Annotated in this window: 19 protein-coding genes, 1 tRNA gene and 1 other RNA gene; 13 read left to right on the top strand and 8 right to left on the bottom strand. The window is 73.8% G+C overall.

Annotation, left to right across the window (positions count from 1 at the left end; all coding sequences use genetic code 11):
* Positions 1–349: 349 nt before the first annotated feature.
* Positions 350–434: transfer RNA gene (locus ABD774_RS18230), tRNA-Ser, on the bottom strand.
* A 139-nt stretch (positions 435–573) separates the two neighbouring features.
* Between ABD774_RS18230 and ffs the strand changes: the two genes are divergently transcribed.
* From ffs to ABD774_RS18195, 7 genes are all read left to right on the top strand, one after another.
* Positions 574–670: signal recognition particle sRNA small type (ffs, locus tag ABD774_RS18225), an RNA gene on the top strand.
* An 85-nt stretch (positions 671–755) separates the two neighbouring features.
* The gene (locus ABD774_RS18220; protein ID WP_345044379.1) at positions 756–3,242 is read left to right on the top strand and encodes a DNA polymerase III subunit gamma and tau; all 2,487 of its coding nucleotides are present in this window, start codon (positions 756–758) and stop codon (positions 3,240–3,242) included.
* A 10-nt stretch (positions 3,243–3,252) separates the two neighbouring features.
* The gene (gene recR / locus ABD774_RS18215) at positions 3,253–3,852 is read left to right on the top strand and encodes a recombination mediator RecR (protein ID WP_345044377.1); all 600 of its coding nucleotides are present in this window, start codon (positions 3,253–3,255) and stop codon (positions 3,850–3,852) included.
* A 60-nt stretch (positions 3,853–3,912) separates the two neighbouring features.
* Entirely contained in the window at positions 3,913–4,704 is a 792-nt protein-coding gene (locus ABD774_RS18210) for a sulfite exporter TauE/SafE family protein (protein WP_345044374.1), read from the top strand.
* A gap of 282 nt (positions 4,705–4,986) precedes the next feature.
* Entirely contained in the window at positions 4,987–6,267 is a 1,281-nt protein-coding gene (locus ABD774_RS18205) for an aspartate kinase (RefSeq protein WP_345044372.1), read from the top strand.
* Complete coding sequence (locus ABD774_RS18200) at positions 6,264–7,325, top strand: aspartate-semialdehyde dehydrogenase (protein WP_345044369.1); 1,062 nt, start codon at positions 6,264–6,266, stop codon at positions 7,323–7,325. The genes ABD774_RS18205 and ABD774_RS18200 overlap by 4 nt, the downstream gene beginning before the upstream one ends.
* Before the next feature lie 565 nt (positions 7,326–7,890).
* Entirely contained in the window at positions 7,891–8,334 is a 444-nt protein-coding gene (locus ABD774_RS18195; protein WP_345044367.1) for a hypothetical protein, read from the top strand.
* 483 nt (positions 8,335–8,817) lie between these two features.
* Here ABD774_RS18195 and ABD774_RS18190 read toward each other — a convergent pair whose 3' ends face one another.
* Both ABD774_RS18190 and ABD774_RS18185 read right to left on the bottom strand, forming a co-directional pair.
* Positions 8,818–9,441 (bottom strand): hypothetical protein, encoded by a 624-nt coding sequence (locus ABD774_RS18190; protein WP_345044364.1) that lies wholly within the window; start codon positions 9,439–9,441, stop codon positions 8,818–8,820.
* Between the two features lie 59 nt (positions 9,442–9,500).
* Positions 9,501–10,046, bottom strand: a complete 546-nt coding sequence (locus tag ABD774_RS18185; RefSeq protein WP_345044358.1) for a hypothetical protein — start codon at positions 10,044–10,046, stop codon at positions 9,501–9,503.
* 126 nt (positions 10,047–10,172) lie between these two features.
* Between ABD774_RS18185 and ABD774_RS18180 the strand changes: the two genes are divergently transcribed.
* On the top strand, positions 10,173–10,859 hold the full coding sequence (locus tag ABD774_RS18180) for a TetR/AcrR family transcriptional regulator (protein WP_345044356.1): 687 nt from the start codon (positions 10,173–10,175) through the stop codon (positions 10,857–10,859).
* A 67-nt stretch (positions 10,860–10,926) separates the two neighbouring features.
* Entirely contained in the window at positions 10,927–12,678 is a 1,752-nt protein-coding gene (locus tag ABD774_RS18175; RefSeq protein WP_345044354.1) for an alkaline phosphatase D family protein, read from the top strand.
* Here the strand turns inward: ABD774_RS18175 and ABD774_RS18170 are convergent.
* The 5 genes from ABD774_RS18170 to ABD774_RS18150 form a co-directional block, all read right to left on the bottom strand.
* Entirely contained in the window at positions 12,639–14,504 is a 1,866-nt protein-coding gene (locus ABD774_RS18170) for a S9 family peptidase (protein ID WP_345044351.1), read from the bottom strand. The genes ABD774_RS18175 and ABD774_RS18170 overlap by 40 nt on opposite strands.
* Before the next feature lie 91 nt (positions 14,505–14,595).
* A complete protein-coding gene (locus tag ABD774_RS18165) occupies positions 14,596–15,435 on the bottom strand; it encodes a slipin family protein (RefSeq protein ID WP_345044349.1) in 840 nt (279 codons plus the stop codon).
* The gene (locus ABD774_RS18160) at positions 15,432–16,952 is read right to left on the bottom strand and encodes an NfeD family protein (RefSeq protein ID WP_345044347.1); all 1,521 of its coding nucleotides are present in this window, start codon (positions 16,950–16,952) and stop codon (positions 15,432–15,434) included. Before ABD774_RS18160 ends, ABD774_RS18165 begins: the two co-directional genes overlap by 4 nt.
* A 25-nt stretch (positions 16,953–16,977) precedes the next feature.
* On the bottom strand, positions 16,978–18,687 hold the full coding sequence (locus ABD774_RS18155) for an FAD-dependent oxidoreductase (protein ID WP_425554599.1): 1,710 nt from the start codon (positions 18,685–18,687) through the stop codon (positions 16,978–16,980).
* 44 nt (positions 18,688–18,731) lie between these two features.
* Positions 18,732–19,109, bottom strand: coding sequence for a rhodanese-like domain-containing protein (locus ABD774_RS18150; protein WP_345044342.1), 378 nt, complete (start codon positions 19,107–19,109; stop codon positions 18,732–18,734).
* Positions 19,110–19,298: 189 nt separating this feature from the next.
* Here ABD774_RS18150 and trxA point away from each other — a divergent pair, with 189 nt between their 5' ends.
* From trxA to ABD774_RS18130, 4 genes are all read left to right on the top strand, one after another.
* Entirely contained in the window at positions 19,299–19,676 is a 378-nt protein-coding gene (trxA, locus tag ABD774_RS18145; protein WP_345044339.1) for a thioredoxin, read from the top strand.
* A 56-nt stretch (positions 19,677–19,732) separates the two neighbouring features.
* On the top strand, positions 19,733–20,122 hold the full coding sequence (locus ABD774_RS18140) for a DUF302 domain-containing protein (RefSeq protein ID WP_345044337.1): 390 nt from the start codon (positions 19,733–19,735) through the stop codon (positions 20,120–20,122).
* 74 nt (positions 20,123–20,196) lie between these two features.
* Positions 20,197–20,460: a metal-sensitive transcriptional regulator gene (locus tag ABD774_RS18135; RefSeq protein ID WP_345044335.1), complete on the top strand. Its 264-nt coding sequence runs from the start codon at positions 20,197–20,199 to the stop codon at positions 20,458–20,460.
* Entirely contained in the window at positions 20,460–20,621 is a 162-nt protein-coding gene (locus tag ABD774_RS18130; protein ID WP_345044333.1) for a hypothetical protein, read from the top strand. Before ABD774_RS18135 ends, ABD774_RS18130 begins: the two co-directional genes overlap by 1 nt.
* The last annotated feature ends 83 nt before the right edge of the window (positions 20,622–20,704 follow it).

Below are 20,704 nucleotides of genomic sequence, written 5' to 3'. Positions count from 1 at the left end.
CACTTGGGTCCCCCGTCCCTGCCGCGGGATCTCGCTCCGACTCCGGACGGCGGCAGGGTTCGGCAATCCCGCCCGGACACTCCACGAGGAGGGTTCGTGAAGCGGTCCAGACGCTAGCGCGTCCCCCGCCCCCATGTCACGTTTCGATCACGGACTGGGGACGGCGGGTTCGCGGGAGGGGCGGAACGGTGCCGAAAGATCGACCGTGAGATACGACACGCCGGCGTGTCACGCACGCCCCCGGGGGGTGTGGTGCGGGCGCTGCTGCCACCCGGCGGCGCCGTCGTCGTCCGGGAACGACCGGGCCGGGAACGACAGAACCCGGACCCTGCAGGGTCCGGGTTGTGAGCGGAGGATGGGGGATTCGAACCCCCGAGGGCGTTAACCCAACACGCTTTCCAAGCGTGCGCCATAGGCCACTAGGCGAATCCTCCTGGGGAAAGACGCCTCGCGGCGGACTTTCGAGTGACGAGACTACCCGACGGCGCGCGAGGCCTCGACCACGGGCGGGAGGGTGGAGGGGTGGCCTTGGTCACCGTACGCACACAGCCCCGGCGGTCCGTTAGACTGTCCGGCGACCCCTCGTGCGGCGTCATCTTGCCGAACTCCCCCAGGGCCGGAAGGCAGCAAGGGTAGGTGAGCTCTGGCGGGTGCACGGGGGGTCCTTGCATGCCTGCCGCGATGCGGCGGCCGGCTGTGCACAGTCCTGACGAGGGTGTGTGCCAGGTGTGGGTGCGCGCGGCTAACCTCGGGGCGTGAGCACAGCCCTGTACCGCCGCTACCGGCCGGAGACCTTCCAGGAGGTCATCGGCCAGGAGCACGTGACCGAGCCGCTGATGGCGGCGCTGCGCGCGGACCGGGCCAACCACGCCTACCTCTTCTCGGGCCCCCGCGGGTGCGGCAAGACGACGTCGGCCCGCATCCTGGCCCGCTGCCTGAACTGCGAGCAGGGACCCACCGACACCCCGTGCGGCACCTGCCCCTCGTGCGTCGAGCTGGCGCGCGGCGGGCCGGGCTCGCTCGACGTCGTCGAGATCGACGCCGCGTCCCACAACGGCGTCGACGACGCCCGGGAGCTGCGCGAGCGGGCCAGCTTCGCCCCGGCCAGGGACCGCTACAAGATCTTCATCCTCGACGAGGCCCACATGGTCACGGCGCAGGGCTTCAACGCGCTGCTGAAGCTGGTCGAGGAGCCGCCCGCCCACATCAAGTTCATCTTCGCGACGACGGAGCCGGACAAGGTCATCGGCACGATCCGCTCCCGCACCCACCACTACCCGTTCCGGCTCGTCCCGCCGGAGCAGCTTCTCGCGTACCTCGAGCAGCTGTGCGCGTCCGAGGGGGTGCGGGTCGGCGGCGGGGTGCTGCCGATGGTGGTGCGGGCCGGGGGCGGTTCCGTGCGTGACACCCTCTCCGTCCTCGACCAGCTGCTCGCCGGCGCTCAGGAGACGGGCCTGGACTACGAGCGTGCGGTGGCGCTGCTCGGCTACACGGACTCCGCGCTGCTCGACGACGTCGTGGACTCGCTCGCGGCCCGCGACGGCGCCAGCCTGTTCCGGGTGGTCGACCGCGTCATCGAGACGGGCCACGACCCGCGGCGCTTCGTGGAGGACCTCCTCCAGCGGCTGCGCGACCTCGTCGTCATCGCCATGGCGGGCGACCACGCCGCCGCCGCGCTGCGGGGCGTCCCCGCGGACCAGCTCGAGCGCATGCGTGCCCAGGCGCACCACCTCGGGGCCGCGCAGCTCTCCCGGTCCGCCGACCTCGTCAACGACGCTCTGACCGAGATGAGCGGGGCCACCTCCCCGCGCCTGCAGCTGGAGCTGCTCTGCGCGCGCCTGCTGCTACCCGGCGCCGACGAGGGGGACGCCGGGTACGGCGCCCGCCTCGACCGGCTCGAGCGTCAGATCGTCGACGGCGGAGCTACCCTCGCGCCGGCCGGCCTGCCGCCGGCCGCAGTCCCGCACCGCACGCCCGCCGTGCAGGCGCCGGGGGCATCTGCGCCGGCTGCGCCGCCCGTTGCGCCCGCTGCGCCCGTTGCGCCCGTTGCGCCGGCATCCGCCGCCCTCGCCGCGCAGGAGTCCGCGCCGACCCGGGAGGCGGCCGAGCCCTCGCAGGCCGACGATGCACACGCACACCAGGTCGGGCAGGCGCCGCAACCGGAGGCCCCGGCGGCGCAGGAACCGCCGGCCCCCGCGCAGCCGTCGGCTCCCGGTCCCCAGCCCACGGCTCCCGCCCCCGCGCGTCCGGCTCCCGTTCCGCAGCCCGCGGCTCCCGCTCCTACGCGTCCGGCTCCCGTTCCGCAGCCCACGGATCCCGCCGCCGTCCCCGCGGCGCAGCAGCCGGAGACCGGGGCGGACGCCGAGATGATCCGGCGCCGCTGGCCCGAGGTCATCGACATGCTCGCCCGCCTCAAGCGGAGCACGTGGGCGCTCGTGTCGCAGAACGCCCAGGCCGGTGAGGTCTCCAACGGTGCGCTGCACCTGCTCTTCAGGACGCCCGGGCTCGCGACCGCCTTCCGCTCCGGCGCCCACGCGGACCAGGTGCAACGTGCGCTGGCGGAGACGCTCGGGGTGCGCCTGCGCGTCGAGGGCGTCGTCGACGACGGCGGCGCCGGGGGCGGCCCGGCACGCCCGTCCGTCAGCCCGGCGCCCACCGGCAGCAGCCCGGCGACCGCGGACACCCCGTCCGCCGCCGTCGCCGACGCCCGGACCAGCTGGGCCAGCCCGGCCACGTCACCGCAGCGCACTCCGCAGGCCCCCGTGCCGGACGGGCGCGCCGCCGGTGCCGGGCCCGCGGGCGGAGGCTCGGTGGCCGGACCGGCCGTGGCCTGGGCGACGCCCGCGACGCGTGCGGCGGCGGCGTCGGCGCCGTCGGTCGCCGCCGGCCACGAGACCGACTACCCGCTTCCCCCGGAGCCGGTCGAGGAGGACCCGGGCGAGCCTGCGCAGGCCTACGACCGCTCGGCTCCCTCGCCCGCCGAGCCCGCGCCGCAGCCTGCCCGCGGCCAGGCGCCGGCGTCGGCCCGCGGCACGGCGCCCTCGGCCGCCGAGGCCCCGGCGCGGCGCGCTCCCGAGCCCGTACACCGCCCGACCGTCGCCCTCGCGGACGACACCCCCTCGCGCGACGACCCCGACGCCGAGGGCTCCGGGATGGTCGGCGCCCCCCTCGTCGCGCAGGTCCTGGGCGGCACAGTGATCGAGGAGATCACCGTGTCCGCCGACGGCCCGGGCGCGCCGTAGGCTGGCACGCGTGTACGAAGGTGCGGTTCAGGATCTGATCGACGAGCTGGGGCGGCTGCCCGGTGTCGGTCCCAAGAGTGCGCAGCGCATCGCGTTCCACATCCTCTCGGCCGACACCGAGGACGTCACCCGCCTCGCGCACGCGCTCACGGAGGTGAAGGCCAGGGTCCGCTTCTGCGAGGTGTGCGGCAACGTCTCCGAGCACGCCCAGTGCCGCATCTGCACCGACCCGCGCCGCAACCCGGCCGTGCTGTGCGTCGTCGAGGAGGCGAAGGACGTCGTCGCGATCGAGCGCACCCGGGAGTTCCGGGGGAAGTACCACGTGCTCGGCGGCGCCATCAACCCGATCGACGGCGTGGGGCCCGACGACCTGCGCATCCGCGAGCTGATGACCCGGCTCGCGGACGGCACCGTCGAGGAGGTCATCCTCGCCACCGACCCGAACATCGAGGGCGAGGCGACGGCCACCTACCTCGCACGCATGCTGCGCGGCATGGGCATCGCGGTCTCCCGTCTCGCCTCGGGACTGCCGGTCGGCGGCGACCTCGAGTACGCCGACGAGGTGACCCTCGGCCGGGCCTTCGAGGGCCGCCGCCGCATCGAGGCCTGACCCGGCCCGGGCGCGCGACGCGCCCGGCGTGGTGAACGACCACGTCACCGGCATGGTGGGATGGCCCACGTGCTCGAGATCGACGCCCTGACCATCCTGCTGCTCGTGCTCGCCGGGCTGACCGCCGGCTGGGTCGACGCGGTGGTGGGCGGCGGGGGGCTCATCCAGCTCCCCGCGCTCCTGCTCGTCCCCGGCATGACACCGGTGCAGGCCCTCGCCACCAACAAGGTGGGCTCGATCATGGGGACCTCGGTGAGCGCGCTGACCTACTACCGCCGGGTCGGCCCCGACCTGCGCACCGCGACGCCCATGGCCGTGGCGGCGTTCCTCGCCGCCGTCGGCGGTGCCGCCGTCGCCAGCCGCATCCCGGCGCAGGCGTTCACGCCGATCATCCTGGTCGCCTGCATCGCCGTCGCCACCTGGACCCTGGCCAAGCCGTCGCTGGGCCGCCGGACCCAGCTGCGGTGGGAGGGGAACCGGCACGTGGGGACCGCCGTCGGGCTCGGCCTGCTCATCGGCGCATACGACGGCCTGCTCGGGCCCGGTACCGGCAGCTTCCTGGTCATCTCCCTCGTCGGGGTCCTCGGCTACGCCTTCCTGCCCGCGTCCGCCATCGCCAAGATCGTCAACTTCGCCACCAACGCCGGCGCGCTGGTGTTCTTCGTCCCGCACGGCGCGGTGATCTGGAGCCTCGGCCTGGCGGTCGGCGCTGCGAACCTCGTGGGTGCCTACATCGGCGCGCGCATGGCCGTGGCGAGGGGCAGCGGCTTCGTGCGGGTGATCTTCGTCGTCGTCGTGGGGGCCCTGGTGCTGCGTCTGGGCTACCAGACGGTCCAGCAGTACTGGCCGTGAGCCGCCCGCACCGAGGGTGATCTTGGTCATCAGAAACCCCGGCCGGAGCACCCCGGTCCGCCGTCGTCCCGGCCACGCCCCACCCGGAACGGCAGGATCGCGCCACTGACGCCACCGGACGGCGACGGCGGGCAAACTGTCCGCCCGGCCGGTCCGCCATGCGGATCGCGCTGGGCCCGGGGAATGAGACGTCCCTACACTGGGGCAGTCCTCCCGGCTGCCGACGGCGGCCGGCGTGCGTACCCCAACGCGTGTCCCCCTCAGACGTCCGGAGAACCACCCGTGGCCCTCGTCGTGCAGAAGTTCGGCGGCTCGTCCGTCGCCGACGCCGCCAGCATCCAGCGCGTCGCTCGCCGCATCGTCGAGACCAAGCAGGCCGGCAACGACGTCGTCGTGGTCGTCTCCGCCATGGGCGACACCACCGACGACCTGCTCGACCTTGCCGGCCAGATCACCGACGACGCGCCGGCGCGCGAGATGGACATCCTCCTCACGGCCGGCGAGCGCATCTCGATGGCCCTGCTGGCGATGGCGATCCACGAGCTCGGCGTCAAGGCCCGCTCCTACACCGGCCAGCAGGCCGGGCTCCGCACGGACACCCGCTACGGCAAGGCATCGATCGTCGGCGTCGTCCCGGAGCGGATCAGCAAGGCGGTCGACGCCGGGCAGGTGGCCATCGTCGCCGGCTTCCAGGGCGTCAACGAGCTCAACGACGTCACCACGCTCGGCCGCGGCGGCTCCGACACGACCGCCGTCGCCCTCGCCGCCGCCCTCAAGGCGGACGTCTGCGAGATCTACACCGACGTCGACGGCCTGTTCACCGCCGACCCGCGGATCGTGCCCGCGGCCAGGCGGGTCGAGCGCATCACCTACGAGGAGACGCTCGAGCTCGCCGCGCACGGCGCGAAGATCCTGCACCTGCGGGCGGTGGAGTTCGCCCGCCGCTACGGCGTGCCGCTGCACGTGCGCTCGTCGTTCTCGAACAAGGAAGGCACCTGGGTCACCGACATCCCCGTCGATGGCCAGGCGAAGGAGGAAGCCATGGAAGACCCGATCATCTCCGGCGTCGCCCACGACCGCAGCCAGGGCAAGATCACCGTGGTCGGCGTGCCAGACGTCCCCGGGATCGCCGCCAAGCTGTTCGAGGTCGTCGCCGGCGCCGAGGCGAACGTCGACATGATCGTCCAGAACATCTCGACGCAGCGCACCGGCCGCACGGACATCTCCTTCACCCTGCCCGAGGCCGACGGCCGCGCCACGATGCGCGCGATCGAGGCGGCGGCGGACACCCTGCAGTACACCGAGGTCCGCTACGACGACCAGATCGGCAAGCTCTCGCTGGTCGGCGCCGGGATGCGCTCGCACCCGGGCGTCTCCGCCAAGCTCTTCGGCGCCCTGTCGAAGGCCGGCATCAACATCGAGATGATCTCGACCTCGGAGATCCGCATCTCCGTCGTCACCAGGATCGAGGACCTCGACGCCGCCGTGCGCGCGGTCCACACCGCCTTCGACCTCGACTCCGAGGAGTCCGAGGCCGTCGTCTACGGAGGGACGGGCCGATGAGCCAGAACAGCAACGGCGTCACCGTCGCGGTGGTGGGCGCCACCGGGCAGGTCGGGCGCGTCATGCGCCAGCTGCTCGAGGAGCGCGACTTCCCGGCCGAGACCGTGCGGTTCTTCGCCTCGGCCCGCTCGGCCGGCACCACCCTGCCGTTCCGCGGCCAGGACGTCGTCGTGGAGGACGTGGCGACGGCGGACCTCGCCGGCATCGACATCGCCATCTTCTCCGCGGGGGCCACCGCCTCCCGCGAGCACGCCCCGCGCTTCGCGGCGGCCGGCGCGGTCGTCGTCGACAACTCCTCCGCATGGCGCAAGGACCCCGAGGTGCCCCTGGTGGTCTCCGAGGTCAACCCGCACGCGATGGCGGACCGGCCCAAGGGCATCATCGCCAACCCCAACTGCACCACGATGGCCGCGATGCCCACCCTCAAGGTCCTGCACGCCGAGGCGGGTCTCGAGCGCCTCGTCGTCTCGACCTACCAGGCCGTCTCCGGCTCCGGCGTCGCCGGCGTCCAGGAGCTCGAGGGCCAGGTCCGCGCCGCCGTCGAGCAGGACCTCACCGGGCTCGCGCTCGACGGCTCCGCCGTCGCCTTCCCGGAGCCGCAGAAGTACGTGGCCCCGATCGCGTTCGACGTCGTCGCACTCGCCGGGTCCATCGTCGACGACGGCTCCGAGGAGACGGACGAGGAGCAGAAGCTCCGCAACGAGTCGCGCAAGATCCTCGAGCTGCCCGACCTCGCCGTGGCCGGCACCTGCGTGCGCGTGCCCGTCTTCACCGGGCACGCGCTGTCCGTCAACGCCGAGTTCGCCCGGCCGATCAGCCCCGAGCGCGCCCGCGAGCTGCTCGCCGACGCCCCCGGCGTCGAGCTCGCCGACGTCCCCACGCCGCTCCAGGCCGCCGGCGCCGACGACACCTTCGTCGGCCGTATCCGCACCGACCAGTCGGTGCCCGGCGGGCGCGGGCTGGCGATGTTCGTCGTCGGCGACAACCTGCGCAAGGGCGCCGCTCTCAACGCGGTCCAGATCGCCGAGCTGCTCGCGAAGGAGCTCGTCACCGCCTGACGCGTCGAGGTTCCCACCCATCGCCGCCCCCGCCGCGCGAGAATGCCCTAACTGCTCGTTCCCGACCCGGAATGCGCAGTTAGGGCATTCTCGGCACTCGGCACTCGGCACTCGGCACTCGGCACTCGGCACTCGGCACCCGGACGCTCGGGCAAGGCGAACGCCGTGAGCCGGTCGTCCCCAGGCGCTCCGGTGACGTCACCTCCACAGGTGCCGCGAGGGCGCGGTCTGCTGTCGGCGATGAGATGGTCCCCTGGCGAGGTGACCCGTGTCGTCCCGTCGCAGCTCATGCGCCTCGCTGACCATCAGTGCGGGCTGGTGTCGGCGAGGCAGGCCGAGGAGCACGGTGTCACCGCGCAGGTCCGGCGCCGCCTGTGTCACTCCGGTGCCTGGTCGCGCGTGTGCCGCGGCGTGTTTGACGTCGCCCCCGCTCGGCCCCGCAGCTGGCCGGAGCGTCGGCGCAGGACGGCGCTGACCGGGTTGCTGCGACACGGCTGTGGCGGTGGGCGCCAGCGCACTCGTGTTGCTGGGAGCGGAAGGGCTTCCGCCGACCAGCACGTCCGAGGTGGCCGTCTACGGCGCTCAGAGGCGCAGGCCGTCGACACCGGCCGGGCGTCCACCCGTCACGCTGAACTCGTGCACACCGTCGCTGAATGCGGCGTCACCGAACGCTGACGGTTCCGTCGACGTCGTCGTGCGGCAGTTCGACTCAAGCATGCGCACCGTGCTGGTGGGTGGATTCCGCGTTGCTGCGCCGGAGTGGGCGCTCGCGCAGGCCGTACCGGAGCTGCCGCACCGAAACGCCGTCGCGGTCATGGACTCCATGCTCCGGAGGGGCCTCATCGACTTGCGCTGTCTCGATCGGGCTCATCTGCTCGCGCGCGGTCGGCGCGGGGTGGCCCGGACGCACGAGTGGTGGTCGGAGGCGGACGGCAGAGCTGAGTCGCCGCTCGAGAGCTTCGGCCGTGTGGACTGCATCGAGGGCGGCCTGCCACCCGACGAACTTTAGGTGGAGATCTTCGACGACCACGGACGTCTGCTCGGCCGCGGTGACATGGGATGGCGTCTCGACGGCGGCACCTGGTTGCTCGTTGAGCTCGACGGCCGGGAGTTCCACGAGGCGCCGGAGGCGTTGCTGCATGATCGGGGTCGCCAGAACCTGCTGATCTTGCACGGTGAGGCACGCCTGTTGAGGTTCACGGCTCGCGAGGCTTCTGTTCCGGGTGTGATCCGCTCGGACGGTCCGTCGCGCGCTCGACAGATGGGCACCAGGAGAGACGAGGGCACCAGGACGATCGAAGAGGTCTGGCTGACAGTCGCGGTGCCAGGGCGGTCGGACGGTGCTGACGGGGGTCGGAGGCCAGCCGCACCTCAACTGTCGAGACCATGCCCTAAGTGCCCGTCTGTGCGTCTCGATGGGGACTTAGGGCATTCTCGAGGAGGGGTGTCCTCAAGCGTGGAGTTCGGTGGCCCCTCGCTCAGGGGCCCTCGCTCAACGGCCCTCGCCCTCGCCCGCGTGCAGGACGCCCTCGCAGTCGTCGGCCGGCTCCACCGGCGCCGTGGCCCGCAGCTCGAGCGTCGGGCTCAGCTCCACGACGGCGCTCCCGTGCACGCCGAGAACGGTGGTGGCTACGGTGATCTCGGTGCGCACCACTCCGGAGCCGGGCGCGAAGGCCCCGCAACGCGGCCAGGCCGCCGTCACCCGCACCGCCAGCTCCTCGCCCGCGGCAACCGTGCGTGACGGCACCGCGGGGCCGTCGAAAGCGTCCAGGGACTCGGCCGCGGCGTCGAGGACCTCGACGACGCCCCCGTCCTCAAGGGCTCCCGACCGCACGGTGACCGGTAGCAGCCCGGCGTTGCGTACGGAGTAGACCGCGGCGGCCTCGTCAGGGTCGGTGAACGTGTACGTCTCGGCGGTCGCCGTCAGCGTCGTCCCCAAGGCGCCGCTGGAGGCTCCCGGGGCCAGCTGCGGTCGCACGACCGTGGCCGCGAGGCCCACGACGGCCAGCACCAGGGCGAGGACGCCCAGCCCGACGGCGAGCCACGCAAGGCGCCGCCCCTCGAACCGGCCCGGAAGGCCTCTCCCGACGGACGACGTCGTCTGCTGCGCTGCCATGGCGGAAGCATGGCAGCCCGCCGGTGCCTTCGGGCGTCACGAGCGGGGCGGCGTGTGCGTCAGGAAGCCGAGGAGGACGGCAGGGCACGCTCCGCGGGTCCGCGGCGCGGCGCCCGCCGGAGCCCTCCCCTCCACAGCAGCGTGACCGCCAGGAGGCCGGCCAAGGACGGCAGCATCCCGACCGAACCGAGCAGCAGCGGCAGGCCCGTGTCTCCGGAGGTGTCCGTCACAAGCAGGTTGAACAGGCCGACGCCGAGGCCGAGCGCCAGCACCAGGGTGGTGACCGGGCGCGCCCACCTCCTGTCCGTCCGCACGGCCCAGATGGTGACGAGCCAGGTGATGAGGCCGAGCGCTCCGAGGACCGACAGGTAGACGAGCCAGGTCGTCACGGCGCTGTCGACGCGGTCCTGCGTGTAGGAGGGGTAGCCGGCCCGGAGATGGGTGGCGAGCAGGTTGCCGGTGGCCCGGTCGATGTAGGGCGTGATCGCCGCGACGACCGTGAGCGCGAGGCCCACGTACATCGCGCCGAGGGCTGCTCGCTCGGGACGGGTCTTGCTCGTCGCACTCCTTGTCGTCGCACTGCTTGTCGTCGCACTGTCTGCCATCGCACTGTCTCCTTGAGGACGAAGCGCCCGCGGCGTGCCGGCGGTCGATAACCTACGTTGTAGGTAACGATCGGTAGAGTAGGGTCCTACGGTGTAGGTTGCAAGGCGTTTACGGCAGGGGTGAGTGTGGCGAGACGTGCACGGGGCCGACCGGCCGGGCTGAGCCGCGAGCGGATCACGGCGGCGGCGGTGGACCTCGTCGACCGCCAGGGACTGGACGCCTTCGGAGTGCGGCGCCTGGCGTCCGAGCTCGGCGTCGACCCGATGTCGATCTACAACCACATCAAGGGCAAGGCCGCGTTGCTGGACGCCGTCTCCGAAGCCGTCCTCACCGAGGCCTCCTCTGCCGCCGGGCAGTGGCCGGACGACTGGCGGGACATCGTCCTCGCGATGGCTCGCGAGTACCGCGACATGGCGAGACGCCATCCCCGCATCTTCCCGTTGCTGGCGACCCGGGCGCAGACCTCGGCGACCGCCCTCGAGGCCATCGAGCGACTGACCGCGGCGATGCGTCGCGCCGGGATCCCGGACCAGGCGGTGGCGGACGCCCCCATGGTGCTCTTCGGGTTCCTCAACGGGTACCTGCTCGCCACGGTGGGCACTGGTACGGGCGCGGACGGTCAACCCGCCGCGGGCGCGGAAGGGGCGGGGGCCGCAGCCCCGCCGGCGTTCGACCCGTCCCAGCACCCGACCCTTGCCGCCCTGGCGCCCCTGCAGGCGGGGTTCGGCGACCAGGCCGAGTTCGAGCGGATGCTGGGGACGATCGTGGCCGGGCTCGCCCAGGGCGCGACGCCGCGGACCGTCACGGCCTGACCGCCGGTCCCGTACCCGGAGCTCGATCAGCGGCGCACCCGGGGCACGGGGACTACCGTTTCCTGACATGGGCACCGAAGCCCCCACGGACCGCCGCCCGACGGTGGACTCGCCACGCCTGCTCCTCGGCCCCCTGCTGCGCCACGTCGACGAGACCAGCGCCACCGTCTGGGTCGAGACGGACGGGCCCTGCTTCGTCGAGCTCCGCGCCGACGACCGCAGCGTGGTGGAGCGGACCTGGTCGGTGCACGGCCACCACTACGCGCTCCTCGCCCTGACCGGGCTGCCGCCGTCGTCGGAGCTTCCCTACGAGGTCGCGGTGGACGGCCGCCGCGTGTGGCCCGAGCCGGGGAGCCCGTACCCGCCCAGCGTGATCCGCACCATCCGCCCCGACGAGTCGCTGCGGCTGGCGTTCGGGTCCTGCCGCCGGTGCGCCCCGGACGACCGCCGCGCCCGCCGCGCGTTCGGCGTCGACGCCCTCGCCGGGCTCGCCGAGCGGATGGTCCTGACCCCGCACGAGGAGTGGCCCGACGCGCTTTTTCTCGCGGGCGACCAGATCTACGCCGACGACCCCTCGCCGGAGCTGACGAAACGGCTGAAGGAGGCCCACGACGGCGGGTCCCGGGCCGTGAAGGCGGAGGTCCGGGACTTCGAGGAGTACACCTGGCTCTACCACGAGACGTGGTCCCCGCACGCGGTCCGCTGGCTGCTCTCCACCGTGCCCAGCGCCATGATCCTCGACGACCACGACCTCCGCGACGACTGGAACTCCTCGCTGTCCTGGCGCCGGTGGGCCACCGCCCAGGAGTGGTGGCGCGGCCGGGTCACCGGCGCGTTCGCCTCGTACTGGGTGTACCAGCACCTCGGCAACCTCTCTCCGGGCGAGCTCGCCGAGGACGGCATGTGGGCGACCGTCCGCTCGACCGCCGACGACGGCGCCCGCACCCGTGCCCTGGACGAGTTCGCCTTCCGCACCGACGCGGAGCCGACGACGGCGCGCTGGAGCTTCTTCCGGGACTTCGGCACGGACGAGCACCAGATCCGCCTCGTGGTGGTGGACTCGCGCTGCTCACGCCGGCTCGAGCCGGAGGACCGGGCGATGGTCGACGACGTCGAGTGGCAGTGGGTCCTCGACCACGTGCAGGTCGACAACCTCGAGCACCTGCTCATCGGCACCACGCTGCCGTTCCTGCTGCCGGAGGGCATGCATCACGTGCAGGGCTGGAACGAGGCCGTCACCTCCCGGCGCACCTGGGGTCCGGTGGTGGCGCGGGCGGGGGAGTGGCTGCGCCGGCTCGTCGACCTCGAGCACTGGGCGGCCTTCCGCGGCTCGTTCGAGCAGCTGACCGACCTGCTGGTCGAGGTCACCCAGGGCGCGAACCCGCCGGCCAGCGTGCTCGTCCTGTCCGGGGACGTGCACTGCTCCTACACCGCCCGGGCGCGGCTGCCCGTGCCCCACCCGGCGACCGCGGTCCACCAGCTCACGCAGTCCCCCTTCCGCAACCCCATGGAGACCCCGCTGCGGGTCGCCTACACCGCCATCGAGTGGGCCCCGCTCCGGCGGCTGTGGCACCGCATGGCCCGCTCGGCCGGCGTCGACGACGTGCGCATCAGGTGGCAGATCGACAACGGCCCGTGGTTCGTCAACGGCGTCATGACGCTCGTGGTGGACGGACGTGAGGCGCGGGTCGAGGTCGGGGAGGGCGACGTCCGCGACGGACGGTCCTGGCTGACCCGGACCGTGACCGTCCCGCTCACGACGGCGGTGCGCCCGGTGGATCAGCCCGCCGGCAGGTGGCGTGCGACGAAGTCCAGCTGACGCCGCAGCTGGGAGACCTCCTCGTCGTCGACGACGGAGCCGTGCCCGGCGCCGTAGGTGTAGAGCTCGACCGTGGCGTCGTGGTCCTCGCGCGCTCGCAGCGCGCCGACGTAGGAGTCGATCTGCCCGAGCGGGCAGCGCGGGTCGTTGCGGCCGGCCGTGATCAGGACCGGCACGCGGACCCGGTCCACGTAGGTCAGCGGGCTGGACTCGCGGTAGCGCTCGGGCACCTCCTGGGGCGACCCGCCGAAGAGCGACCGGTCGAACGCCTGCAGGTCCGGCATCTCCTCGTGGTACGCGGTGACGTAGTCGGCCACCGGCACGTCCGCGAGGCCGAGCGCCCAGCGCTCCGGCTGGACCCCCAGGCCGAGCAGGGTGAGGTAGCCGCCCCAGGACGCCCCGACGAGCACCGAACGGCTCGGGTCCACGACGCCGTCGGCCACCAGGTGGTCGTGGACGGCCGCGATGTCCTCCAGCTCCGTCAGCCCCACCCGGCCCTCGAGCGCGTCGCGCCAGGCCGCGCCGTAGCCGGTGGACCCGCGGTAGTTCACCGAGACGACGGCGAAGCCGTGGTCGACCCACGCGGCCAGGTACGGGGAGAACGAGTCCGAGCGGTGCCAGGCCGGGCCGCCGTGCACGTCCACGACGGTCGGGTACGGCGCGGAGCCGGACCCCGGCACGCGCAGCAGCGCGTGCACGCGGCCGCCGGGGCCGTCGGCCCAGACGTCCTGGACGGGCACGGAGGGCGCGGGCCGGTGCCCGCCGGCGCTGATCACCTCGCGGCCGGTGGCGGCGGAGATCACCTGCCGCGGGCGGGCCGCGGAGGACCACCGCAGCCAGACGTCGCCGTCGGGCCGGGGCCCCGCCTCGGCGACCGAGCCGTCCGGCGGTCCGAGCGGGGTGGTCGTGCCGGTGGCAAGCACGTGCCGGTGGAGGCGCGTGCGGGCGTGGTGGTCGACGGCCACGAGCAGCGTCCGCCCGTCGGGGTACCACCACGCCTCGGTCACCTCGCCGGGTAGCGGGTCGCCCGCGCCGTCGAGCAGGTGGACGTCCCGGACCAGGGCCGTGCCCAGGTCCCAGATCGCCAGCTCGGACCGGCCGCGGCGCTCGTGCCCGACCAGGAGCCGCAGGTCCCCGTCGAGCGGGGCGAAGTCGATGGCGCTGAGGGCCTTGCCCGGCCCGTCGTCGAGGTCGGCGACGACCGCGCCGGTGTCCGTGCGGACCACGCGCAGCGCGGGATGGCGGTTGTCGCCGCGTTCGGAGTGCTCGATCGCCACGAGGTTGCCGTCGTGGGAGAGGGCCGCGGCGACGGCGTCGTTCGGGTGGCGGTAGAGCAGCACGGGGGTGTCGGTGCCGTGCCCGGTGCCGCCGACGACCACCTGGTGCACGGTGGTGCCGCCGTCGTCGGTTCGGCCCACGACGGCGGTCCCGTCCCGCGCGAGGAGCAGGCCGGCGGGGTAGGCGTCGGGCAGGTTGACGGGGTCCTGCACGCCCTGGCCCGGCGGGGAGCCGAACGGCTGGCGCCGCCAGCGGCCGAACTCGTCACCGTCGGTGTCGTCGAACCACCACACCCACGCCCCGCGAGGGTCGATCGCGCACGTGGTGGTGCCCTGCGACCGGTCCGTGGCGGGCACGAGCCGGCCGGTGGAGGCCTCGAAGGAGTGCACCTGGAGCACGCCGCGGTCCGTCGCGACGACGACGGCGCGGTCCGGGGCGTCCTCCGCCCACTCGGGCAGCTCCACCTCCCGGGCGCGCAGGCGCAGCTCCCACTGCGGCGGCGGCCACGCGTTCGGGTCGGTGCGCGGGGCGGGTGAGGTGGTGCTCATGGTCGAAGCGTAGGGCGGGGGCAGGGCGGCGGTGGCCGCACCCCCCGGCCCGGCCCGGCCCGGCCTACGCTGCGGCCCGGCCCGCCCCGAACTACGCCGCGGCGGGCGGGGCGATGTCGGGCGGGACGGTGCGCGGCGGCGCGACGGTGGGGCCCGCCTCCCCGGCCGCGGCCGGCGGCCGCAGGGTGTCGAGGGTGCGCAGGAACTCCATGGGGATGGGGAACGCGATCGTCGAGTTCTTCTCCGAGCCGAGCTCGAGCAGGGTGCCCAGGAGCCGGAGCTGCAGGGCGGCGGGGTGCGCCTCGAGGACCAGGGCGGCGTCGCCGAGGTTGGCGGCGGCCTCCTTCTCGCCGAGCGCGTGGATGACCTTGGCGCGCCGGTCGCGCTCGGACTCCGCCTGGCGGGCCATCGCGCGGCGCATGCCCTCGGGCAGGATGACGTCCTTGACCTCGACGATCGTCACCTTCACGCCCCACGGGTCGGTGACCGAGTCGATGACGTGCTGCAGGCGCTGGTTGACCTCGTCGCGCTTGGTCAGGAGGTCGTCGAGCGAGGTCTGGCCGAGGATGGAGCGCAGCGTGGTCTGGGCGATCTGCTGCGTCCCGAAGCGGTAGTCGTCGATGGAGAGCACGGACCGGATGGCGTCCACGACGTTGAAGTACGTCACCGCGTTGACGTGGACCGTCACGTTGTCCCTGGTGATGATGTCCTGCGGCGGGACGTCGTAGGTCTGGGTGCGCAGGTTGACCCGGGTGAGACGGTCGACCACGGGGATGATGAAGATCAGTCCCGGCCCCTTGAGCGGCTGGATCCGCCCGAGCCGCAGGATGACCCCGCGCTCGTACTCGGGCAGCACGTGCACGGCGGCCATGAGGAGCGCCAGCAGGACGAGCGCGGCGACGCCGAGACCGACGAGGAGTGCGGTGCTCATGACGAGTCCTTCCCTGATGTGGTCCCCCGGCCGGGGTTGTCCACGAGTGCGGGACCCGGGACCACCGGCTCGTCGACGACGACGGCGGGTCCGGGGGTGACGGTCGGGTCGACGACGGCGGAGGCTCCGGCGTCGTCCCCGCGTCCGGTGGGACCGGCCGTGGCCGCGGGTTCGCCAGCGGCGGCGGCCGGCCCGACGAGCAGGGTGAGACCGTCGAGTCCGACCACCCTCACCGCACCGCCCCGCACGAGGGCGGGTCCGGTGCTGCGCACCGACCACCAGGCTCCCTCGGTGAACGTGCGACCGGTGGTGCCGTCGGTCTCGTCGACCAGGACGGTGCGGCCCGTGAGCAGGTCGGCACCCGTCGCCGTCGACGGCAGGTGACGGGTGCGGAGCACCACCCTGCCCGCCAGGACCGCCGCGACGGCCAGCACGACCGCCAGCGGCACGGCGGCGGCGGGGTCGACGGAGACGCCCTCCGAGGAGTCGAAGAGGAAGAGCGCGGAGAGCACCAGCACGACGGCACCGCCGAACGCGAACCCCGCCACCCCCGGCGCCAGGGCCTCGGCCACGAACAGGGCGACGGCGACGACGAGCAGCAGGACGCCCACGGCGCTCACCGGCAGCACGGACAGCGAGAAGAGGGCGAGGACCAGCGCCACCGCGCCGACGGAGCCCGCGACGCCGACGCCGGGCGTGGCGAGCTCGTAGATCAGTCCCAGCGTGCCGAGGGTCAGGAGCAGGAAGGTGAGGTTGGGGTCGGCGAGGACCTGCAGCACCCGCCGGAACGCCCCGAGGTCCTGCCGCTCGACGACCGCACCGGCCGTCCGCACGGTGACCTCCCGCTCGCCGGCCACGGTGACGAGCAGCCCGTCGGCCTGCCGCAGCGCGCCGGCGAGGTCGGTGGCCCGCCCGTCCGCGACCCCCAGCTCGACCGCCTCCTCCACGGTCGCGCTGCGCCCGTCGCGCACGATGTCCTCGGCGAACCCGGCGTCCCGGCCCCGGAGGTTCGCCAGGGCGACAGCCTGGGCCGCCGCGTCGCTGACGATCTTGTCGGAGACCTCCTCCCCTTCCAGGCCCACCGGCGTCGCGGCGCCGACGGTCGTTCCCGGCGCCATGACGAGCACGTGGGAGGCGAGGGAGATGACTGCGCCCGCCGAGCCGGCACGGGCACCGGCGGGGGAGACGTAGACGACCACCGGCACCTCGCTCGCGAGGATGTCGCCGACGATCTCGCGCATGGCCGTGACGAGACCGCCGGGCGTGTCCAGCTCGATGACGTACGCGTCGTAGCCCGCCTCGCGCGCGCGCCGGAGGCCGTCGGAGACGTGGTCGGCGACGACGGGGGTGATTGGCGTCGCGAGGGTCGTCACCAGCACCCGGGGAGCGTCGTCCGGCCTCGGCGCGCCCGAGGCCGGCCCGGCCAGCAGGACCGCCGAGACCACGCCGGCCAGAACCGCAAGGAGGCTCAGCACGCCGGTCAGAGACCGGCTCGCGGCGGTGCGACGTGCTCCCATGGTCCTCACGTCCTCACCACCCATGCTAGGCGCGCACGGCGACGTCCTCCAGCAGCTCGGGGTGCACCGCGGTGAGGGTGAGCCAGCCCCCGGAGAGGTTGCGGGCGTCGACGCCCTCGCCGCGCAGGATCCGGGTGGCCAGGTACGAGCGCACGCCCGAGGCGCAGTGGACGCTGACCGGCCTGCCGCCGGCGGCGTCGCGCACCTCGTCGAGGCGGTCGCGCAGCTCGGTGTGCGGGATGTTCAGGGCGCCGTCGAGGTGACCGGCTGCGAACTCCCCGCGCGAGCGCACGTCGAGGACGAGCGTGCCCTCGCGGACCTCGTCCAGCTCCCACGCCTGCCACTGGGGCATGGTGCGGTCGAGGACGTTCTGCGCCACGAAGCCCAGCATGTTCACCGGGTCCTTCGCCGAGCCGAAGGGCGGCGAGTACGCGAGCTCCAGCTCGGCGAGGTCGTCCGCCCCCATCCCGGCGCGCAGGGCCGTCGCGAGGACGTCGATGCGCTTGTCCACCCCGGCGCGGCCCACGGCCTGCGCGCCGAGCAGCGACCCGTCGGGGGCGAAGCTCGCGACGATGTGGATCTGCTCGGCCCCCGGGTAGTAGCCCGCATGGTGGCCCGGGTGGACGTGCACGACCTCGTGGTCGATCCCCGCCCGGCGCAGCGTGGCCTGGTTGGCGCCGGTGACCGCCGCCGTCAGGCCGAACACCCGCACGATGGCCGTGCCCAGCACCGGGGCCTGCGGGGTGGTCCGCCGCCCGCAGATGGAGTCGGCCGCGCGGCGTCCCTGACGGTTCGCCGGCCCGGCGAGCGGCACGGGCCCGGTGGCGCCGGTGACGGCCTGGACCACCTCGACCGCGTCACCGACCGCCCAGATGTGCGGGTCGGAGGTGCGCTGGTCGCCGTCGACGCGGATGGCGCCGGAGGGGCCGAGGTCCAGCCCCGCCTCCCGGGCGAGGGCGGAGGCGGGCCGCACGCCGACGTTGACCACCACGAGATCGGCGGTCACCTCGTCCCCGTCGGAGAGGGTGACGACGACGGGACCCGCCGGGCGTACCGTCTCCTCCCCGTAGTCCGCGGCCTCGGCTGCCGGCCTGATCTTCCGGGCCCCGGCCCCGAGGTGGAGCCGGACGCCGTGGGAGGCGAGCTCCTCCGCGAGCAGCGGGGCGAGCTCGGCGTCAAGGGGCGGCAGGACGTGGTCGGCGAGCTCGACGAGGTGCACCTGCAGGCCGCGGGCCGCCAGCGCCTCGACGGCCTCGAGCCCGATGAACCCTGCCCCGACCACGACGGCGGTGGGCGGCTCGGCGGCCCGGTCGCCGTCGTCCCGGCTCGCGAGCAGCCCGTCCACGGTGGCGCGCAGCGCGTCGACGTCCGGCACCACCCGCAGCGCGTGCACCGCCGGGTGGTCGAGCCCCTCGACCGGCGGGCGCACCGCGGTGGCCCCGGGGGCGAGCAGCAGCGCGTCGTAGGGCAGGCGGTACGTGCGCTCGGCCGTCTGGACGGTGACCTCCCTCGCGTCACGGTCGATCGCCGTGACCCGGTGCCCGGTGCGGACGTCGAGGTTCAGGGTGGACGCCAGGGTGGCGGGGGTGTGCAGGAGCAGGGAGTCGCGCCGGTCGATCTCGCCGGAGAGGTGGTACGGCAGCCCGCAGTTGGCGAAGGAGACGAAGTCCCCCTGCTCGAGCACCACGATGTCCGCGTGCTCGTCGAGCCGCCGGGCACGGGCCGCCGCGCTCATGCCGCCGGCCACGCCGCCCACGACGACGATGCGCCGTGAGGCGGTCACCGACGCACCGCCCCGCCCGCGCGCTGCCAGGCGCCGATGCCGCCGGAGACGCTGGTGGCGTCGAAGCCGAGCGAGCGCAGGTGCTTCGCGCCCGTGCGCGAGCGCATGCCCGAGGCGCACATGACGACGACGGGCCGGTCCTGCGAGAGGCGCCGAGCGCCCTTCTCGAGGTCGGCGAGCGGGATGTGCACGGCCTGCGGCGCGTGGCCGGACCGCCACTCGGCCTTCTCGCGCACGTCGACGAGGCTGGCGCCCTCGCGGACGAGCTCCACGGCGCGCGCGGCGGTCACGGTCGAGCCGAGGCGGCCGTCGGACGAGCCGCCGAACAGGGACTTCAGCCGGTCGAGCAGGGAGGGGGTGGGTGATGTGGTCACAGTGGTCCTTTCGTCAGAGTCTCAATACCCGTGGGGGTATCAATATTCCCGGAGGCGAGTGCGGTCGTGGTGGGACCACCGTCCCGCTCGCGGCGCCGCCGCCGCTGGCTCCGGAATGGCCGGGGAATAGGCTGGCGCCCTCGGTGTTATACCCCCCAGGGTATGAGACAGCGACCACCAAGGAGAGACATGTCCACCATCCACCTCACCGAGGACAGCTTCGAGCGCGTCGTCACCCGGCCCGGCATCGTCCTGGTCGACTTCTGGGCCGCCTGGTGCGGTCCGTGCCGCATGTTCGCGCCGGTGTTCGAGAAGGCGTCGGAGAAGCACCCCGACGTCGTCTTCGCGAAGGTCGACACCGAGGCCGAGCGGAACCTCGCCGCCGCGGCCGGCATCTCGTCCATCCCGACGCTCATGGCGTTCCGGGACGGCATCCTCGTCTTCTCGCAGCCCGGCGCGCTGCCGGCGGCCGCCCTGGAGCAGGTCCTCACCGCCGTCCGCGAGCTCGACATGGACGAGGTGCGCTCGCAGCTCGCGTCCCGCCAGCCGGCGTCGTCCGACGCCTGAACCCCGCCACGACCGGCGCGCCGGCGGAAAGCCGCTCGCCCGACGAAAGGAAGCTCATGACCTACGGAATCTCCGTCACTCTCGACCAGCCGTTCGACGCCGCGGTGGCGGCGGTCCGCGAGGCGCTCGCCGGGCAGGGCTTCGGCGTCCTCACCGAGATCGACATGGCCGCCACCCTCAAGAAGAAGCTCGACGTCGACATCGCCCCCCAGGTCATCCTCGGTGCGTGCAACCCGCCGCTCGCCCACCGCGCGCTGCAGGCGGAGGAGTCGATCGGCCTGCTCCTGCCCTGCAACGTCGTCGTGCGGGGCGGCGACGGCGCCGTCGTGGTCGAGGCGCTCGACCCGCAGGTCATGGTCGGCGTGACGGGCAACCCCGCCCTCGCCGCCGTCGCGGACGACGCAGCCGCCCGCCTGCGCGCCGCGCTCGGAGCGCTGACGGCGTGAGCGTGGCGCAGCAGGGGATCCCCGGTTACCCGGCCGGGTATCCTTCGGAGAAGCGACGCGGAGGAGGAGGCGGCATGGAGCTCGACCCGACCGACATGGGCAAGGTCATCAACCGTCTCAAGCGCGCCCAGGGGCAGCTCGCGGGCGTCCTGCGCATGCTCGAGGAGGGCAAGGACTGCGCCGACGTCGTCACCCAGCTCTCCGCCGTGAGCAAGGCGCTCGACCGGGCCGGGTTCGCGATCATCGCCTCCGGCATGCGGCAGTGCCTGGTGGAGTCCGACGGCGAGGAGACCCTCGACGTCAAGAAGCTCGAGAAACTGTTCCTCTCCCTGGCCTGATGGACTCCGCCGTCCTCTTCACCGCTGAGGACGTCCTCGCGGACCTCGCTGCCCTTCCAGGGCCCGGCCTCGAGCTGGTGCGGGCCGAGCGGGTCCCGCGCGCCGTCGGCGAGGACGGTGCCACCGTGCTCGACGCGGTGGTCGTGGCCCGCCGCGCCTGATCGACGGCCGGGACGGCACCTTCACACGATCTTCACGGAGCCCGCGCCAGGGGCGACACGCTCCCGCGGGACGCTGGAACCAG

Origin of the sequence: Georgenia daeguensis (assembly GCF_039537705.1) — a bacterium.
Taxonomy (GTDB): Bacteria; Actinomycetota; Actinomycetes; order Actinomycetales; family Actinomycetaceae; genus Georgenia; species Georgenia daeguensis.
Note: the sequence above shows the minus strand (reverse complement) of the source record. Positions and strands in the feature narration are given on the sequence as shown.

Bases quoted from the DNA above. Each gene is read 5' to 3' on its own strand.
- trxA (WP_345044339.1), top strand. From the start codon at position 19,299: ATGTCCACCATCCACCTCACCGAGGACAGCTTCGAGCGCGTCGTCACC.
- ABD774_RS18175 (WP_345044354.1), top strand. From the start codon at position 10,927: ATGGGCACCGAAGCCCCCACGGACCGCCGCCCGACGGTGGACTCGCCA.
- ABD774_RS18190 (WP_345044364.1), bottom strand. From the start codon at position 9,441: ATGGCAGCGCAGCAGACGACGTCGTCCGTCGGGAGAGGCCTTCCGGGC.
- ABD774_RS18160 (WP_345044347.1), bottom strand. From the start codon at position 16,952: ATGGGAGCACGTCGCACCGCCGCGAGCCGGTCTCTGACCGGCGTGCTG.
- ABD774_RS18135 (WP_345044335.1), top strand. From the start codon at position 20,197: ATGGAGCTCGACCCGACCGACATGGGCAAGGTCATCAACCGTCTCAAG.
- ABD774_RS18210 (WP_345044374.1), top strand. From the start codon at position 3,913: ATGGCCCACGTGCTCGAGATCGACGCCCTGACCATCCTGCTGCTCGTG.
- ABD774_RS18155 (WP_425554599.1), bottom strand. From the start codon at position 18,687: ATGAGCGCGGCGGCCCGTGCCCGGCGGCTCGACGAGCACGCGGACATC.
- ABD774_RS18165 (WP_345044349.1), bottom strand. From the start codon at position 15,435: ATGAGCACCGCACTCCTCGTCGGTCTCGGCGTCGCCGCGCTCGTCCTG.
- ABD774_RS18140 (WP_345044337.1), top strand. From the start codon at position 19,733: ATGACCTACGGAATCTCCGTCACTCTCGACCAGCCGTTCGACGCCGCG.
- ABD774_RS18185 (WP_345044358.1), bottom strand. From the start codon at position 10,046: ATGGCAGACAGTGCGACGACAAGCAGTGCGACGACAAGGAGTGCGACG.
- ABD774_RS18170 (WP_345044351.1), bottom strand. From the start codon at position 14,504: ATGAGCACCACCTCACCCGCCCCGCGCACCGACCCGAACGCGTGGCCG.
- ABD774_RS18130 (WP_345044333.1), top strand. From the start codon at position 20,460: ATGGACTCCGCCGTCCTCTTCACCGCTGAGGACGTCCTCGCGGACCTC.
- ABD774_RS18200 (WP_345044369.1), top strand. From the start codon at position 6,264: ATGAGCCAGAACAGCAACGGCGTCACCGTCGCGGTGGTGGGCGCCACC.